12 protein-coding genes are annotated in these 15,787 nt (G+C 64.0%); 2 read left to right on the forward strand and 10 right to left on the reverse strand.

Annotation, left to right across the window (positions count from 1 at the left end; all coding sequences use genetic code 11):
* The first annotated feature begins 55 nt into the window (after positions 1 to 55).
* Positions 56 to 898 (forward strand): tryptophan 2,3-dioxygenase, encoded by an 843-nt coding sequence (gene kynA, locus AC2CGQ_RS04530; protein WP_015378298.1) that lies wholly within the window; start codon positions 56 to 58, stop codon positions 896 to 898.
* A gap of 22 nt (positions 899 to 920) precedes the next feature.
* Entirely contained in the window at positions 921 to 1,388 is a 468-nt protein-coding gene (gene sbmC, locus AC2CGQ_RS04535) for a DNA gyrase inhibitor SbmC (RefSeq protein ID WP_099981981.1), read from the forward strand.
* 188 nt (positions 1,389 to 1,576) lie between these two features.
* Here sbmC and AC2CGQ_RS04540 read toward each other — a convergent pair whose 3' ends face one another.
* The 10 genes from AC2CGQ_RS04540 to tagH all read right to left on the reverse strand — a co-directional run bounded on the left by AC2CGQ_RS04540 (position 1,577) and on the right by tagH (position 15,750).
* Entirely contained in the window at positions 1,577 to 3,505 is a 1,929-nt protein-coding gene (locus tag AC2CGQ_RS04540) for a type VI secretion system Vgr family protein (RefSeq protein WP_015378296.1), read from the reverse strand.
* 141 nt (positions 3,506 to 3,646) lie between these two features.
* Complete coding sequence (locus AC2CGQ_RS04545; protein WP_118891930.1) at positions 3,647 to 5,092, reverse strand: serine/threonine protein kinase; 1,446 nt, start codon at positions 5,090 to 5,092, stop codon at positions 3,647 to 3,649.
* 49 nt (positions 5,093 to 5,141) lie between these two features.
* A complete protein-coding gene (tssH, locus tag AC2CGQ_RS04550; RefSeq protein ID WP_484593496.1) occupies positions 5,142 to 7,799 on the reverse strand; it encodes a type VI secretion system ATPase TssH in 2,658 nt (885 codons plus the stop codon).
* A gap of 56 nt (positions 7,800 to 7,855) precedes the next feature.
* A complete protein-coding gene (gene tssG / locus AC2CGQ_RS04555) occupies positions 7,856 to 8,926 on the reverse strand; it encodes a type VI secretion system baseplate subunit TssG (protein WP_033632720.1) in 1,071 nt (356 codons plus the stop codon).
* Entirely contained in the window at positions 8,923 to 10,809 is a 1,887-nt protein-coding gene (gene tssF / locus AC2CGQ_RS04560; protein WP_049188373.1) for a type VI secretion system baseplate subunit TssF, read from the reverse strand. Before tssF ends, tssG begins: the two co-directional genes overlap by 4 nt.
* Positions 10,810 to 10,813: 4 nt before the next feature.
* A complete protein-coding gene (locus AC2CGQ_RS04565) occupies positions 10,814 to 11,389 on the reverse strand; it encodes a type VI secretion system baseplate subunit TssE (RefSeq protein ID WP_004934985.1) in 576 nt (191 codons plus the stop codon).
* Positions 11,390 to 11,391: 2 nt separating this feature from the next.
* Positions 11,392 to 12,213, reverse strand: a complete 822-nt coding sequence (locus tag AC2CGQ_RS04570; protein WP_071796813.1) for a type VI secretion system accessory protein TagJ — start codon at positions 12,211 to 12,213, stop codon at positions 11,392 to 11,394.
* Between the two features lie 15 nt (positions 12,214 to 12,228).
* On the reverse strand, positions 12,229 to 13,215 hold the full coding sequence (locus AC2CGQ_RS04575; protein WP_484593497.1) for a type VI secretion system-associated protein: 987 nt from the start codon (positions 13,213 to 13,215) through the stop codon (positions 12,229 to 12,231).
* A gap of 28 nt (positions 13,216 to 13,243) precedes the next feature.
* Positions 13,244 to 14,017, reverse strand: a complete 774-nt coding sequence (locus AC2CGQ_RS04580) for a PP2C family protein-serine/threonine phosphatase (RefSeq protein WP_004934976.1) — start codon at positions 14,015 to 14,017, stop codon at positions 13,244 to 13,246.
* Entirely contained in the window at positions 14,017 to 15,750 is a 1,734-nt protein-coding gene (gene tagH / locus AC2CGQ_RS04585) for a type VI secretion system-associated FHA domain protein TagH (RefSeq protein WP_099982179.1), read from the reverse strand. Before tagH ends, AC2CGQ_RS04580 begins: the two co-directional genes overlap by 1 nt.
* Positions 15,751 to 15,787 lie beyond the last annotated feature (37 nt).

Below are 15,787 nucleotides of genomic sequence, written 5' to 3' on the forward strand. Positions count from 1 at the left end.
TCTCTTTGCGGCACGTTCCAGGCCGATGGGGCGCTGGGCGCAACGGAGATCACAGATGAACAAACGGGAATTAGAAAGCGCGATTGTCACCGATTTTTCCAAACGCATGAGCTATGGCGACTACCTGTGCCTGGACCAACTGCTGGACTGCCAGCACCCGCTCTCCAACCCGCCGCATCATGACGAAATGCTGTTCGTGATACAGCATCAAACCTCCGAACTGTGGATGAAGCTGATGCTGCACGAGCTGCAGGCGGCGCTGCGGCTGGTGCAGCAGGACAAACTCAGCCACTGTTTCAAAATCCTCGCGCGCGTCAAACAGATCCAGCGGCTGCTGTTCGAACAGTGGGCGGTGCTGGAAACGCTGACGCCGTCGGAATACGTCGAGTTTCGCGACGTGCTGGGCAGTTCGTCGGGCTTCCAGTCGCACCAGTACCGGTCGATCGAATTCCTGCTCGGCAACAAGAACGCCGCCATGCTGGCGGTGTTCAGCAACGACGCGGAAAAGCACGCCGCGCTGAAGGCGATCCTCGAAGCGCCGAGCCTGTACGACGAATACTTGCTGTACCTGGCGCGCCACGGCTTGCCGATCCCGCAGGAGTGTCTCGAGCGCGACTGGACGCAGCCCTACCAGCGCAACCCGGATCTGCTGCCGGCGTTTAAAGTGATCTACGACAACCCGCAAACCTACTGGGAAGCCTATGAAATGGCGGAGAAGCTGGTGGATATCGAAGAGAGTTTCCATCTGTGGCGTTTCCGCCATATGAAAACGGTGGAGCGGATCATCGGCTTTAAGTCGGGCACCGGCGGCTCCAGCGGCGTCAGTTTCCTGAAAAAGGCGTTGGATCTGACCTTTTTCCCCGAGTTGCTGGACGTGCGTACCGAAATCGGCGCCTGAGACATTGTGAGGGGGAAGGGCGATGAGCGTGAGGATTATCGATAAGGCGGCGGAGAAGGTGGTGGGAGTGAGAGTCGTGGGGCCGTATCCGCAGACCATCCCGCAGGGCTCGCAGCAACTGTTGGCATGGCGGCAGCGCCACGACGTGCCGTTCGGCAAATGGCTGGTGTTGTATTGGGACGATCCGGCGGAAGTGACGCCGGAAAAGCTGCGCGCCGACGTGGTGATGAGCGTGGCGGACGATTTCGCGCTGCCGGCGGGCAGCGAGGGCGTCACCGTGCAGACGCTGCCCGCCGGGCAGTATGCGGTCTACCACGTGCGCATCAGCGATGGCGATTTCGAGCGGGTGTGGGGCGAGTTCTATCAGAAGCTGCTGCCGGCCAGCGGCTACCAGCCGGTTGAGGGGGTGAGCTATGAACACTATCTCAACGACTGCGAAGCCGACGGCTATTTCGACCTCGAGATTTACCAGACGGTGAAGAAGTGGTGAAGGGGAAATGATAAAGAAGGCTGAATCGATGGGCGGTACAGATTCAGCCCGTTGTGTTGGCTTAACGTCAGTGATTTTGCCGCCAGCCTATTCATCTCCTTGCCAAAAGGGGTTACAGCGGACGGCGTTTTTGCCGGTACTGCCGCCCGGGGGGCGGCGTTAACCGGCTTTCCCGGCGTACCAATTACCTACTCTTTAGGGAACAACTGATCGACGGCGCTCTGGATTGCCGCCTGATGGCCGCCACCCGGTGCGGCGGTGCGTGCGGCGCCGCCAGGCTGGTTGAGATCCAGCTGGCCGCCGGTGTTGATCGCGCCATCCTCTTTCACCGTGATATTGAAACTGGTGCCGGTGATGTTGATTTGGCCGTCCGCCAGCAGTTCGATCACGCTTTCGCCGCACTCGAGCCGCAGCGATTCGCCGGAGCCGAGGGTAAAGGCATTGACCACGGCGTCGCTGCGCGTTTTGCCGGTCAGCGCGGAGGATTCGCCTTTGACGCCGGTCGCCTGATTGAGCACCACCCGTTTGATCTGGTTACCGCCCACCAGATGCGTGTGGTCGTTAGCGATGGTGTGGCTTTCATCGTTTTTCACCTGGGTGTCCATGTTGCGCTCCGCCTGGATCCACACCTGCTCGGCGCCGGCCTTGTCTTCAAAACGCAGGGCGTTGGCGTTGTCGGCGGTGCCGTCCTTGGTGCGGCTCATAAAGCCCATCTGGGTGGCGGCGGCCGGCAGCGCCCACGGCGGCATGCTGGCTTCGTTATAGACGCGCCCGGTGACGATCGGCCGATCCGGATCGCCGTTGATAAAGTCCACCACCACTTCGTCGTTGACGCGCGGGATCTGCACACCGCCGTAGCCCTGGCCGGCCCAGGCGCTGGAGACGCGCACCCAGCAGGAGCTACCGTCGTCTTTCGGCCCGAAGCGATCCCAGTGGAACTTCACCTTGATGCGGCCGTATTTATCGGTCCAGATCGATTCGCCGGCCGGGCCGACCACCCGGGCGGTCTGCGGCCCGTGGGTTTTCGGCCAGCTGGCCTGCTGCGGCGGGTGCCAGGGCACGTCCGCCGGCAGCACGGTGAAGTCGATACGGTGTTCGCTACTCTGATCGTCGCCGCTGGCGTAGCGGTTCTCTTTCAGGTGATAGTTGGCCTGCAGCGTCAGGTACTCGCGGTTGTCGTCGGCATGCGGGGCGTTATACAGCGTGAAGGTACTGCCGGGGGCAATGCCCATGGCGGTGGCGGTGCCTCGGATCTGCTGATGTTCGGCCTGCCAGGCTTCCTGGCGCACGCGGGCGTAGAACTCGCCCTGCTGATGTTCGGTATAGCGGCCTGGCCAGTCGTAAACGTCGATCTGCCCCGGCGTGGGGGAGACCGGGTTCTGCCGCGCCTGGAACAGCCAGGCGTTCGGTTTGCGAAAATCATAGTCGTCCAGGCTGTAGATGCCCGGCGTGACGCGATCGGACAATGTCCACTGGCTGATGCCTTCCTCGCTGGTGCTGCCGCCGGACGGCGTCAGATGGTAGGGGATCATCTCGTAGCCGGGATAAGGCTGGTGGTGGTGGGGCGCATCCCCGAGCACCAGCGTGTGCTTGCCCATCTCGTGTTTGAAATAGTAATAGATGCCCTCCAGCTCCATCAGGCGGCTGATGAAGTTGAAGCTGCTTTCGTTGTACTGCACGCAGTAGCCCCACAGGCGATAGTCGCCGGTCAGCTGATCTTCCAGCTGCACGTTGTGCTCCGCCAGCAGGGTCTTGACGATCTGCGGCACCGTCTGTTCCTGGAAGATGCGGAAGTTGCGGTCTTTGGTCATCGGCCACAGATCCGGCTGCACGTGCAGGTTATACACCGCGTAGCGCGTGCCGCCGATCTCTTCGCTGCTGACGGCGATGGCGGTGATCTTGCCGTTCAGGTAGCGCGGGGCGCTGAGAAAGCCCTGGGTAGGGATCTCCAGCGTCAGCGGTTGGCCGAGCAGCGCTTTGCGATCGAGCCGCGCGTCGGTGCTCAGCAATTCAATAGAGAAGTCGAAAGGAGTGGAAAGCGCTTCGATGCCGTCCAGCGAGCGGAACAGCAGTTGCTCCTGGCCCAGCGGCGTGTGCGCAATAATGCGATCCAACATGAGAACATCCTCTGTGATTGACGTCATGCCCTGCATACTCCGGCGTTGCAGCGGCCTTGCCGCGCGGCCAATGAGGGGGCAGTTGCTCGTCAGTCTCATGAAATAGGGAAAACCCCGCCGTGGCGGAGTTTCAGAACGGGATTAACCGGCGGTGGCCGGGTTGACCAGCCAGGTGCCGGCGGTGTCGATGCTGAGCTGTTGGCGGCGCAGCCGATCGTTGTGGCGGATCTCCAACTGATAACGGCCTGGCGCCAGGTTCAGGCTGGCGAAGCCGTTTTCGCCCGGCGTCACCTGCTGCGGCTTGCCGTCGAGGCTGACCTGCTCACCCGGTTGCAGTTTGAAGTACACCAACGCCACCGGTTGCGCCGGCGGCGCCGCTTTTTCAGGTTCCGCCGCCGCAGGCTGCGCGGTTTGCGGCGCGCTCGCCTGCTCCGTCAGGGTTTTCTGCGCCGGTGACGCCTCGCTGTTTTGAGCGACGGCCTGGGCGTCGTCCTTGCCGCCGCTCAGCCAGGCGATCGCGCCGATCACCAGCAGCGCGGCGACCCCGGCGCCGGCCATCATCGGGCGTGAGAATTGGGTACCGCGCGCGGTAACGGCGCCGGCGGCGGCCGCAGCGGCGGCCGGGTTGGCGGCGACCAGCAAGTTCTCCGGCGCGGCGGCCGGGGTGCTGATGATTTCGTTTTCATCGGCGATCGGCAGGTGCAACAGCTCGGCCATTTCGTCGATGGTCTGCGGGCGGTCTTCCGGCTTCAGCGCCAGCGCGCGATCGACGGTGCGCAGCAGCTCCGGCGAGTAGCCGGCGGGGCGGCGCTCGGTCAGCGGCTGGTAGCTGTCTTCGATGCTGCGCACCACGCTGACCGGCGGCGGCGAACCGACGATCAGCGTGTGCAGCACGGCGCCCAGCGCGTAGATATCGGTCCACGGCCCCTGTTCGCCGTCGCTGTTCTCGGTGTACTGCTCGATCGGCGCGAAGCCCGGTTTGAGCATGATCTCCGTTTCGTCCGACAGGTTGCCGATCTCTTTGCGCGCTGACCCGAAGTCCAGCAGCACCGGCAGCTGGCTCTCCTGGATCTGGATATTATCCAGCGAAATGTCGCGGTGCAGATAACCTTCCTGATGGATGGTGTTGATGGCGCTGAACAGCGGCGGCAGCAGCCGACGGATCCACGCCTCGTCGATTTTCTCCGGCTGCTGCGCCTGCAGGTTTTTCAGCGTGGTGCCGCTGTAAAACTGGGTGCCCATATAGGCGGTGCCGTTCTCTTCCCAGAAGCGCAACACGTGCAGCAGGCCGGGGTGCGAGAAGCGCGCCAGCAGACGCGCCTCCTGAATAAAGCTGTTCAGCCCGGCCTGGAAAGTTTTGCCGAAGCGCTCGCCGCGTAGCCCGATACTGAGATCGTCGTTGCGTTTCGCCAGCGAGGTCGGCATGTACTCCTTGATGGCGATGGTGCGTTCCAGTTGGTGATCGTAGGCGCGGTAGACGATGCCGAAGCCGCCTTCGCCGATCGCTTCCTGGATCTCGAATTCGTTGAATCGATAGCCGCTCGGCAGGCTGTTCGAATTCGGTTTGGTTATCCCGGTTCCCGACATAGTGATGACTCTCTGTGTTCAAAGGGCCGCCGTCTCGGCGGCCGCGGCGTTATGCCTGAAATTGACAAATGAATTCGTGGTTCTGCAGCGCGATATGCAGCTGGCGATAGCGCTGGTCGTTGGCGCTGCCGGTCAGCAGGGTGTGGCTGATCTGCGGCAGCAGGGTGTTGGTCAGGATGGCGTCGACCATGCGGCCGCCGGACTCCACCTCGGTGCAGCGGCTGACGATCTGCTCGATGACCGCGTCGTCGAAGGTGCAGACGATGTCGTGATTCTCCGCCAGGCGGCGCTGAATGCGGCCCAACTGCAGGCGCACGATGTTGCCCAGCGTGGCGTCGGTCAGCGGGTAATACGGCACCACCAGCAGGCGGCCGAGCAAGGCGGCCGGGAACACCGACAGCAGCGGCTGGCGCAGCGCGCCGCTCAGCGCCTCCGGCTCCGGCAGCAGCTCCGGATCGCTGCACAGTCCGGCGATCAGATCGGTGCCGACGTTGGAGGTCAGAATGATGATGGTGTTGCGGAAATCGATATGGCGGCCTTCGCCGTCCTCCATCCAGCCCTTGTCGAACACCTGGAAGAAGATTTCATGTACGTCCGGGTGCGCTTTCTCGATCTCGTCCAACAGCACCACGCTGTAAGGACGGCGGCGCACCGCCTCGGTCAGCACGCCGCCTTCGCCGTAGCCGACATAGCCGGGCGGCGCGCCTTTCAGCGTCGAAACGGTGTGCGACTCCTGGAATTCGCTCATGTTGATGGTGATGACGTTCTGCTCGCCGCCGTACAGGGTTTCCGCCAGCGCCAGCGCGGTTTCGGTTTTGCCGACGCCGGAGGGCCCGGCCAGCAGGAACACCCCGACCGGCTTGTTCGGATCGTCCAGCCGCGCCCGTGAGGTGCGCACCCGGCGGGCGATCAGATCCAGCGCATGGCGTTGGCCGATCACGCGCTGGTTCAGGGTGTCGGAGAGTTGCAGCACCGCTTCAATCTCGTTTTTCACCATGCGGCCCAGCGGGATGCCGGTCCAGTCGGCCACCACCGCCGCCACGATGTTGGCGTCGACGGCGGCGAAGATCAGCGGCGCTTCGCCCTGCAGCGCGCTCAGCTGCTGCTGCAGTTCGCCCAGTTGGGCGCGCAGCGCGTCGGCATCAGGGCGCGCCTCCGTTTCTTCGCCGGCAGGCTCCTCCGCTTCCTGCCGGTGCAGCTGGGCGCGCAGCGTGATGATCTCTTGGATCAGCGTCAGCTCTTGCTGCCAGCGCTCGGTCAGCTGTTCGAGCTCCAGGCGCAGCGCGGTCAGCTGAGCTTCAATCTCCTGCGGGCGCAGGGGATCGCCGATGCCGACCTTGGCCTCGCGGCGGGCGATATCCAATTCGATCTGCAGCGCATCGATGCGATGGCGGCAGTCTTCAACCTGGGCGGGCTCGGCGTGTTGGCTGACCGCCACGCGCGCGCAGGCGGTATCCAGCAGCGCCACCGCCTTGTCCGGCAACTGGCGGGCCGGAATATAGCGATGGGACAGCCGCACCGCGGCATCCACCGCTTCATCCAGCAGCAGCACGCGGTGGTGTTGCTCCAGCGGGCTGACGGTGCTGCGCAGCATCAGCAGCGCTTTGTCTTCGCTCGGTTCGTGCACCTGCACCACCTGGAAACGGCGGGTGAGCGCCGGGTCTTTCTCGATGTATTTCTTGTATTCCGACCAGGTGGTGGCGCCAATGGTGCGCAGTTGGCCGCGCGCCAGCGCCGGTTTCAGCAGGTTGGCGGCGTCGCCGGTGCCCTGGGCGCCGCCGGCGCCGATCAGTGTGTGAATTTCGTCGATAAACAGGATGATTGGCGTCGGGCTGGACTGCACTTCGTCGATCACAGCCTGCAGCCGTTTTTCAAACTCGCCCTTAACGCCGGCGCCGGCCTGCAGCATGCCGATGTCCAACAGGCACAGCTTCACGTCGCGCAGCTGCGGCGGCACGTCGCCAGCCACGATGCGCAGCGCCAGGCCCTCCACCACCGCGGTTTTGCCGACGCCGGCCTCGCCGGTCAGCAGTGGGTTGTTCTGGCGGCGGCGCATCAGGATATCGATGATTTGCCGGATCTCTTCATCGCGGCCGGCCACCGGGTCGATCTCGCCGTCGCGCGCTCTGGCGGTCAGATCCTGGGCATACTGCGTCAGCACGCTTTCACCGCTGCGCGCCGCGCCGGATGCGTTCTCGGCGCGGCTTTCCGCCGGCGCATCCTCGGCGTTTTCCGCCGAGTGAGCGGTAATGGCGGCGAACTGCTCCATCAACAGATCGGCGTTGATGCGCTCGAACTGCGGGGAAATGGCCTTCAGCAGATGGCGCAGGCTGTAGGTTTTCAGAATGCCGAGCAGCAGGTGGCCGCCGCGGATGCGCGCCGCGCCGAATTTCAATGAGCCATAGACCCAGGCGCGTTCTACCGCGCTGTCGATGTGCTCGGACAGATCGGAGATGGCGCTGGCGCCGCGCGGCAGGCGATCGAGCGCCTCGACGATGTCGCGCGCCAGCTGCGCCTCGTCCAACGCGAAGTGGCGGACGATCTGCTGCAGATCGCCGTCCGGCGATTGCATCAGCTGATGCAGCCAGTGCGCCAGTTCGACGTAGGGGTTACCGCGCAGCTTGCAAAACGCCGTCGCACTTTCCAGAGAGGTGAATAACAGGCTATCCAGTTTGCCAAATAATACCGAGCGGCTGATTTCAGACATGGTTTTCCTCAGGTCTCAGGGTGGCCTGGCGCCGCAGGGCGCCAGCCGAAATAGGGTCAGAACGGGTTTTCCAGCGGTTCAGGGCTGAAGATCAGATCGTCGAGATCGCGCTGTCGCCGATGGTCGGCCAGCCAACTGCTCAGGCCCAATCGCTGCGCGCCGCCGAGCTGGATGCCGTGCGCCTGTTCCTTCGCCAGGATCAGGCGCACTTCCCAGACGAACTCGATGCCCAGATATTGGCGCACCCAGTCGCGCAGTTGCCGGCACAGATCGGCGCCCGGCAAGAAACGGTCATAGTCCTGCTGCGGCATCGGCCCCAGCTCGATGCGGAACTTGTGCTGGATATCGCGCACCGCGATGCCGAGAAAGGCCGACTCGCCGAGCCGCGGCGCGCCGCGTCCGGCCTTGAGCCGCGCCTGCTCGCGCGGTTCTACCCGCAGCCAGTGCGGCACGTTTTCGACGATGCGCACCGGCACCTTGAAATACTGCTGCAAAATCTTGCTCAGGCCTTCCGGATCGCGGCTGTGGCGAATCAGATGACCGGCCATAAAATGCTTGGCGTGGGCGTTGATGCTGTCGCGCTCTTGCTGCGCCGGCTGGCCGATGCCGATCAGGCTCGACAGGTACTCGTCGAAGCGCCGGTTGTCCGGGCGATCCAGCGATACCGTCGGCTGCGCGTCGGCCCAGGCGCGGTAAAACAGCAGCGTCAGGCGGTGATGGAACAGGTTGGTGAACGCCAGCAGGGTGGTGTCCTGATGGTGATACACCCGTTCGCGCACGTATTCGGTCAGGTGCAGCGGCAGCGGCCCGTTGGGGCCGAACAGGCCGAAACTGAAGATCGAAACGTCGTGCAGCGAGCCGTTGGCGCGCGGCGTCACCTGCGCCAGCGTGGAGGGCGCGAACGACAGCGACGGCTCCTGGCCCAGGCGCAGCATCTCGTGGCGCGGCAGCGGCGCGCGCCCCAGCAGGTAGGGTTGGCCGCCCTGGGCGTCGATGCGCCGCAGCAGCTGAAACAGATCGTGTTTGTAAGGCGCGCTGCGCAGCCGCGGCCAGAAGTCGTCCGGCAGGCGATACAGCGCGTTGATCTGCGGCGGCGCCAGTTCGGTGGCGATCATTTCCGCGCTCATATCAGCGTCCTTTTGCCCATGCGCGCCTGCCAGTGGGCGATTTCGCCGCGCTGCTGGCTGGAGAGCGTCATCTCGGTGAAGGTGTTCATCGCCACCAGGCGCGAGAACAGGCGCTCCAACACGCTGCCGAGCAGGTAAGGGCTGTTGCCGGAGAACGCCTGTTCATCGACCGTCAGATCGATGGCGATGCCGCGTGCGAATACGATGGGGCCGGGCTCCGGCACACGCCGATAGACCGGCCGCAGGTTGCAGTGGCGCACGCCCTGGATCTGTTTGGCGATCGCCGGCTCGCTCAGGTTGCCGTACAGCCCCAGCAGCTGGCGCAGGCTGGCGGCGCCCTGTTCCGGATCGCCGTCCATCATGCTGAGGTAGTTCAGCTGCAGCTGGCTGATCAGCCGCCAGGTGATCATCCCTTCGGCCAGCGCCGGGCGCGGCGGGGTGGGGCCTTTGCGCAGCGAGACCTGCTTGATCGGGATCGAATCGGGCATCACGAAGTTGCCCTGATCCTGTTGCAACAGCATCAACGGCAGGTCGCGGCTGGTGCACAGCACGTCGGCGGTGAGGTATTTCAGATCGCTGTGCCACGGCGATTGCCGTTCGTCCACCAACGACACGAACACTTCTGAACCGGCATAACCGGTGCGGGTGCCGTAGCGGCGGGCGTGTTCCGACAGCGTGCGCTGTTCGCGCCGCAGCGAGAAGTAGGCGCCATAGTTGCCGTCGTCCGCGCTCAGGGTGCTGTAAAACGGCCGAAACTCTTGCTCGTAGCGTTTTTCGCTGGCGCTGCCGCCGAGCCGCTGCACTGAGAATACTTCGTAATCCAGCGGCCGGATATTGTCGACCACCAGATGGTATTCGTGGTTTTTTTCGTTGATCGCGATGCGTTCGGCGACCTTCGGAAACAGGTTGATCACCGGCGTGCAGTGCAGCGCCAGGTGGGCGGCGTCGACCACCCGTTCCAGCGCGGCATCATGCCGATCCAGCAGTACCACGATTTCGAACTGGCGCAGCCCCTTTTTCCCTTCGCGCACGCTCTGCAGCAGCGGACGCAGGCCGTTGACGCTGAAGAACTGGAAGCGCGCCGGGAAGGCGAAATACTCCTGCAGCAGCCGGTAGCCTTCGAAGTTGCGCAGATCGTTGGGCAGCAGCGCCTGATCGGCGGCGAAGCCCTCCTGTCGCAGCCCGTCCAACGCCAGCGCCCGCCGCTGCGGCTGAGCCTCCACCGTTTGGCAGACAAGCCCGACGCTGTGCTGCATCAGCAACTCCAGCAACTGCTGCGCCTGCATGTCCGGCCCGGCCAGGTAAAACATCAATTGATCCAACTGCAGGTTGTTGAGCGTCACACTTTCGTAGCACTCAAGACGAATGCGCAGCGCGCTGACGCAGCCGCTGTGCTGCAACCCCAGCGAGGCCAGCGGGATATCGGCCGGAATGCCGCCCAGCTCGACGCCGGCGATGCGCACCGGCTGCAGCGTGACGTCATGCGCCGTGGTGTAACTGCAGGTGATGCCGCTTTTCTTCAGCGTCTGGCTGTCCATCATGGTGCCGCGCGGCACCACGAAGCCGTTGCTGATGTCGCCTTTGCTGCTGTCCGGCTGCAGCTCGGCGATCGCCATCGACGGCGTCGGCGACAGGTAGTTGGGGTAGATGATCTCCAGCAAGCGCTGAGAAAAGCGCGGGAACTCGGCGTCCATTTTCAGCTGCACGCGCGAGGTGAGGAAGGCGAAGCCTTCCATCAGGCGCTCGATATAAGGGTCCGCCACGTCGATGCCGCGCATGCCGAGGCGGCCCGCGACTTTCGGGTACTGTTCGGCGAACTCGGCGCCCATCTCACGCAGATAGGCCAGCTCGCGGTTGTAATAATCTAACAGTTTACTGTCCATCGCCTTACCCTATGTCTTTCAGATCGAAGTGGCCGTTTTCCAGATCCACGTCGGTACGGAACAGAAACTCCAGCGGATAGGGCACGCACCACAGGCGGCCCTTGATTTCGATCGACAGCACGTTGTGCAGCTCCAGCGAGCCGGTATCCGAGATGCAGCGCACCTGCAGCCCCTCGGGCAAAATGCGCGGCTCGAAATGGAGAATGGATTCGGTCAGCGCGCGCTGAATGTCGAGCCATTCGATGTCCGACATGCGCTTGCCCGCCAGCGAGGCGATGCCGTAATTCAGGGTGGAGCGCCGCACCTGCGGAAAATCGCCGAGATCCAGATTGGATTCGCTGTTGACGCAGTTGAACAGCCACTGCAGATCGCGCAATACCCGGCGGCGCAGCTCGCTGTGCGACACCAGGTTGCGCACCTGCGCCTCCTGCTTTTTCTGCGGTTCGTCGTCGGTCAGCATATCGAGCAGCACCGGCTGCATTTTGTCGCGCGAGGTCAGGCGTTCGCTGTCCTGACGATAGCGATAGCCCTGGTGGCGCAGATCGCCGCCGTCGTAGTGGGGTGGGCGCTTATCGTTCATGGTCAGGCGCTCGCGTCGAAGCTCAGCTGCCGCAGGCTGTGCAGTGGGAATTCATCGCTTTCGCTGAGCCAGGTTTTCAGGCCCAGCCCCGCATAGTGGGTGCCGTCGCCCAGCGGTTGCCATTCGGTGCGCTTGCCGAGCAGCAGCGCGTCGTCGCTGCCTTCTGCCAGCGGGTAACGGGCGGGCAGTTGGCATACCTGTTCGCGGCCATCGGTCAGGCGCACCAGCGCATGGCTCCACACCAGGTCGATGGCGCTCTGCGGCGCCTGGAACTGGATCGCGGCGATGTCGGCAAACGGCAGCCAGTAGTAAACGCCGTTCAGCGCCAGTTCGCATACCGGCCCGAGGCGGCCGTCACCGTCGGTCAGCCAGTCGAAACGCAGCTGCCGTTCTTGTTCGCCTTCGGCCAGCGTTAACCGCCCGGCGCCGGCCGGAGCGGCCTCCAGCGCTTCATCACGCAGCGCCTGGGCCTGTTCGGCCGCCCCTTGCGCATCCTGATGCAGCGCCTGCACCATCAGTTTCAGCCAAGGCTGATCCTGCCGCAGCAGCGCCGGCGCGGCCGTGCCGGCAAACACCGCCTGGCGTTGCAGCTCGGCGTTGACTGACTGCATCAGCAGCAGCGTGGTCGGTTGGGCGATAGGTTTCAGCGCCTGCCAGGATTTCAGCTGCGCGTTGGCGCGCGTCCAGTTGCCGCTCAGACACAGCAGTTGCACCAGCGCGGCGCGCAGGTCGGCATCCGCCGGTTTCGCCTTGATATCGTTTTCGACGGCGGTGATGGCCGCGGCGATCGACTGGCCTTGCAGCATGCTTGCTAATGATTTCACAGGCTTTCCTTATAATCAGTGAGTGGCGCCGTTGACCGACAGGTAGCTGCCGCTGGCGGGATCGACCCGGTCTGCGGCCAGCTTTTCCACCAGCTTGAAGGTCAGCGGGGCGGGGGCGCTCAGCAGCGGCTGCCAGGCGGTTTGCGCCTGCTGCACGCGCTGTTTGATCTTGGTCTCGTCGGCGGCGTCGACACGCGGCATTTCAACGATCGCTTCACCGTTGAACGCCCAGGCGTGCAGCTTCGGTTCGAAGTTCAGCAGCAGGAAGCTGCCCGGCGCCTGCGGGTTGCCGCCCAAAATGAGCCGTTGGGCGTTGGCGCTGACGACGGTCAGCGCGCGATCGCCGCCGTTAACCTGCGCCAGCGGGTAACCTTGCAGGAACCACAGCGTCGGCGAGAGGGTTTGGCCGCCCTGTTGCAGCGTGACCGCGCCGTTGCCCTGCAGCCAGCCGTCCTCGCCGCAGCGCAGCGCGGCGCCGGCGGGAATGAACAGCGCGCCGCCGTTGGCCTCGTCACGCCAGAAGGTGCGGAAGTGGCAGCCCTGCGGCAGGCTGAAACGCTGAGCCGGCGCGCTGTCCGCCTGCGGAGAAGTCACGGCCACCGCCGCAGGGATCGCCGGTTGCGGCGGGGTTTCCGGCGGCTCGGAGGCCTCTTGTTTGACCACCGGTTTCCAGCCGCGCGCTTTGGCGGCTTCGCCGCTGGCCAGTTTCTCTCCGCGCTTGTCGGTCAGCGTCCAGGGCAGGTGGCCGGCTTTCGGGCACTGCTTTTCCAACAGATTGCCGACGCGCGGCAGAAAGTCGTTCAGCACCGTCGGATCCTGGCTTTGCGCCGAGACGATACGCAGCGGGATGCTTTTGCCGCACCAGCTTGCCGGATTGCTGTTTTTGACGTCATCGATAAACACTTCCAGCTTCTGGCTGGGGGAGTAAACCAGGCGATAGTTCATCGCCTGCGCGGTCGGCACCGCCATCAGGGCGACGAGCCCCGGCATCCAATATTTCATAGTGAACCTTGCTGTGAATGTGCGCTGCTCAGTCGCGGCTCAGAAACCGCTCCGCATCCGCCAGCGAATGCAGCAGGGTGGTTTCCTGCGGTGAGCCAATCCAGACGGCGATAGCGCTGTAGTTATCGCTGTTATTGTTTTTCTTCCATGCCTGCTGCATCAGGGCGATCCACTCGCTGGGGGAGTTGACCATGTGCAGCGACTGTTCCAGTTCGGCCTGGCTGAAGCTGTGCCAGAAGCCGTCGGTGCACAGCAGGAAAACGTCGCCGTCTTCCAGCTGCAGCACGTCACTGTAGGTGGCGTCGCGCTCTTCGTTGAGCCCCAGCGCGAAATACAGCAGGTTGCTGTTGATGCCGTTGGTCTGGTAGCCGGCGTCCTGCATCTGTTGGATCAGGCTGTGGTCGGTGGTGACGGCATGCAGGTAGCCGCGGCGGAACAGGTACAGGCGGCTGTCGCCGGCGTGCGCCCAGTAGGCCAGCTGGTAATCGCGATCGATAAACAGACTGACCAGCGTGGTGCCCATCTTGCTGTATTCGTCCGACTGCCGCTGCTGCTGGTGGATGGCGGCGTTGGCGCTGGTGATGTGCTGACGAATGCTCTGGGCGTTCAGGTGCTTTTCGCCGTCGAAGTTTTGCAAAATGGTGTCGCGCGCCAGTTTGGCGGCGATATCGCCGCCCGGAAAACCGGCGATGCCGTCGCACACCACGAAGCAGGCGGCGCGGTTGCCGAGCACTTCGCCGGTCTGATCCTGGTTGGAGGCGCGGCCGCCCTGGTTGGAGGTAGAGGCTATGGTGATATTCATTACGCGTCCGGTTTGGTCTGTGAGTCTTTGTATTGATTCACTTCAACGTCATAGGCGTGCAGGAAGGCTTCGCCGAACAGGGTGTGGAAATCGTCCTCGATTTCGCCGGAGGTTTGCTGATAGTTCTTCACAAAGTAGTCCCACAGCGCGGCCTTGCGGTTGGCGGGCAGCGACAGACGCGGCGCCACGCCTTCCTTGCGCGCTTCTTCTTCGAGACGTTCCGGGTTAAACGACTGCAGCATGGCGGCGATGATGGCGCGAATGCCGGCGATCATCCCCAGCTGGTGCGCCTGCAGGTCGATCAGCGCATCGCGCACCGCCTGTTCCGGCGGCATAAAGCCCGGCATCTGGCTGCCGAACATCTGCATCAGCACCGTTTTGCCCGAAGGCAGCAGCTTGAACGGGTTGTTGGCCTCGTCGAGGATCATGGTCATCTCCGCCTTCACGCCGCGCTTGAGGATCGAGCGGGATGAGAGCAGGGCGACGGTGCCTTGCGAGAACAGGCTCAGCAGGCGACCGGCCAGGCGGATCTGTTGTTCGTCGAAATGTGGCTGCGGCTGCAGATCGTCAAGACCGACGCCTTGCAGCAGCGCCGTCAGCAGCGGCCCCTCCAAGGTGTCGCCATTCGGCGCGGCGGCGTGCTGCCGCTGAGCGGACTGGTAGGCAACCGGATCGATGCCCAGGCGGTTGCCCTGGCGCGGACGCGGCGGCTGCGCAGGCGGTTCCTGCTGGCTGAACTGCGGCGCGGGTTGGGGTTGCGGCTCGGGTCTCTGCACGGGCGGCGGCGTCGGCTGAGGGCGCGGCGCTTGCGGTTGTGCGGCGATCGGCGCCGGTGGTGGGGACGGCGGTTGTGCCGGTTCTTCCGGCTGAGCCAGCGGCACGGCGCCGCCCATCAACAGCCCCAGCGGATCGTTGCTGTTCAGCGTCTCTGGCGAAGCGGGCGCGGATGAGCCGCCGAACAGCGCCAGCGGATCCAGCTCTTGTTCCGGTTGCTGCGCATTCTGGACGGCGGGGGCCGGGCGCGGCGGCGCAGCCTGCTCCGCCAGCAGCGCGCTGGGGGTGGTATCGGCCAGGATATGCTCACGCTCAAAAGTGGAGTCGGTGTTGAATAAGGCGGCCGGATCGGTTTGCTGTTGCTGCAGTTGGCGCAGATCGACATCGCCCGCCAGCTGCGCCAGCGGATCGGCCGGGTTCAGCTCGCGAGCGGGGGTATCCAGCAGCGGATGATTGTCCGGATTGGCGATCGGCGGCGGTGTGACGGCGGCCGGCGCGTTCGGCGTAAATTCTTCCACCAGGCTGTCCCAGATTTCGTTGGGGATTGGCGCGGCGGATGGTTCTTTGGCAGCGGCAACAGGGGCTGCCGCCGCAGCAACGGCGGCGACCTTGGCCACCGGTTGAGCCTGCGGCGCGGCGTGTTGCTGCAGTGCGCTGACTTCGATCTGGTAATCGTCGATGCCGAGCACGTCGCCGTCCTGCAGTTCAACCTGGCGGCCGCGCTCCAGCGGAATGTCGTTCAGCAGCACGCGGGTGACGTTGCCACGGTTGGTGATGCGGCATTCGCCGTCAGCGGAAATATGCACGATCGCCTGCAGGCGGGAAATGGCGCGCTCTTCGTCCGGCAGCACCAGGTTGTTGTCCACGCTGCGGCCGATGGTGCCGCCCGGCGGCAGAAAATCGCAACTGCTCTGCGGCGGAACCTGGCCGCTTTTATTTTTTACAATGGAAAATCGCATAAGGCATTCCTGCTGATTAGATCTTATGGCCAGACAG

It is taken from the genome of Serratia sp. DFXYC6 (assembly GCF_057196085.1).

Excerpts from the sequence above, each read along its gene's own strand:
- kynA (WP_015378298.1), top strand. The coding sequence starts at position 56 with ATGAACAAACGGGAATTAGAAAGCGCGATTGTCACCGATTTTTCCAAA.
- sbmC (WP_099981981.1), top strand. The coding sequence starts at position 921 with ATGAGCGTGAGGATTATCGATAAGGCGGCGGAGAAGGTGGTGGGAGTG.
- AC2CGQ_RS04540 (WP_015378296.1), bottom strand. The coding sequence starts at position 3,505 with ATGTTGGATCGCATTATTGCGCACACGCCGCTGGGCCAGGAGCAACTG.
- AC2CGQ_RS04545 (WP_118891930.1), bottom strand. The coding sequence starts at position 5,092 with ATGTCGGGAACCGGGATAACCAAACCGAATTCGAACAGCCTGCCGAGC.
- tssH (WP_484593496.1), bottom strand. The coding sequence starts at position 7,799 with ATGTCTGAAATCAGCCGCTCGGTATTATTTGGCAAACTGGATAGCCTG.
- tssG (WP_033632720.1), bottom strand. The coding sequence starts at position 8,926 with ATGAGCGCGGAAATGATCGCCACCGAACTGGCGCCGCCGCAGATCAAC.
- tssF (WP_049188373.1), bottom strand. The coding sequence starts at position 10,809 with ATGGACAGTAAACTGTTAGATTATTACAACCGCGAGCTGGCCTATCTG.
- AC2CGQ_RS04565 (WP_004934985.1), bottom strand. The coding sequence starts at position 11,389 with ATGAACGATAAGCGCCCACCCCACTACGACGGCGGCGATCTGCGCCAC.
- AC2CGQ_RS04575 (WP_484593497.1), bottom strand. The coding sequence starts at position 13,215 with ATGAAATATTGGATGCCGGGGCTCGTCGCCCTGATGGCGGTGCCGACC.
- AC2CGQ_RS04580 (WP_004934976.1), bottom strand. The coding sequence starts at position 14,017 with ATGAATATCACCATAGCCTCTACCTCCAACCAGGGCGGCCGCGCCTCC.
- tagH (WP_099982179.1), bottom strand. The coding sequence starts at position 15,750 with ATGCGATTTTCCATTGTAAAAAATAAAAGCGGCCAGGTTCCGCCGCAG.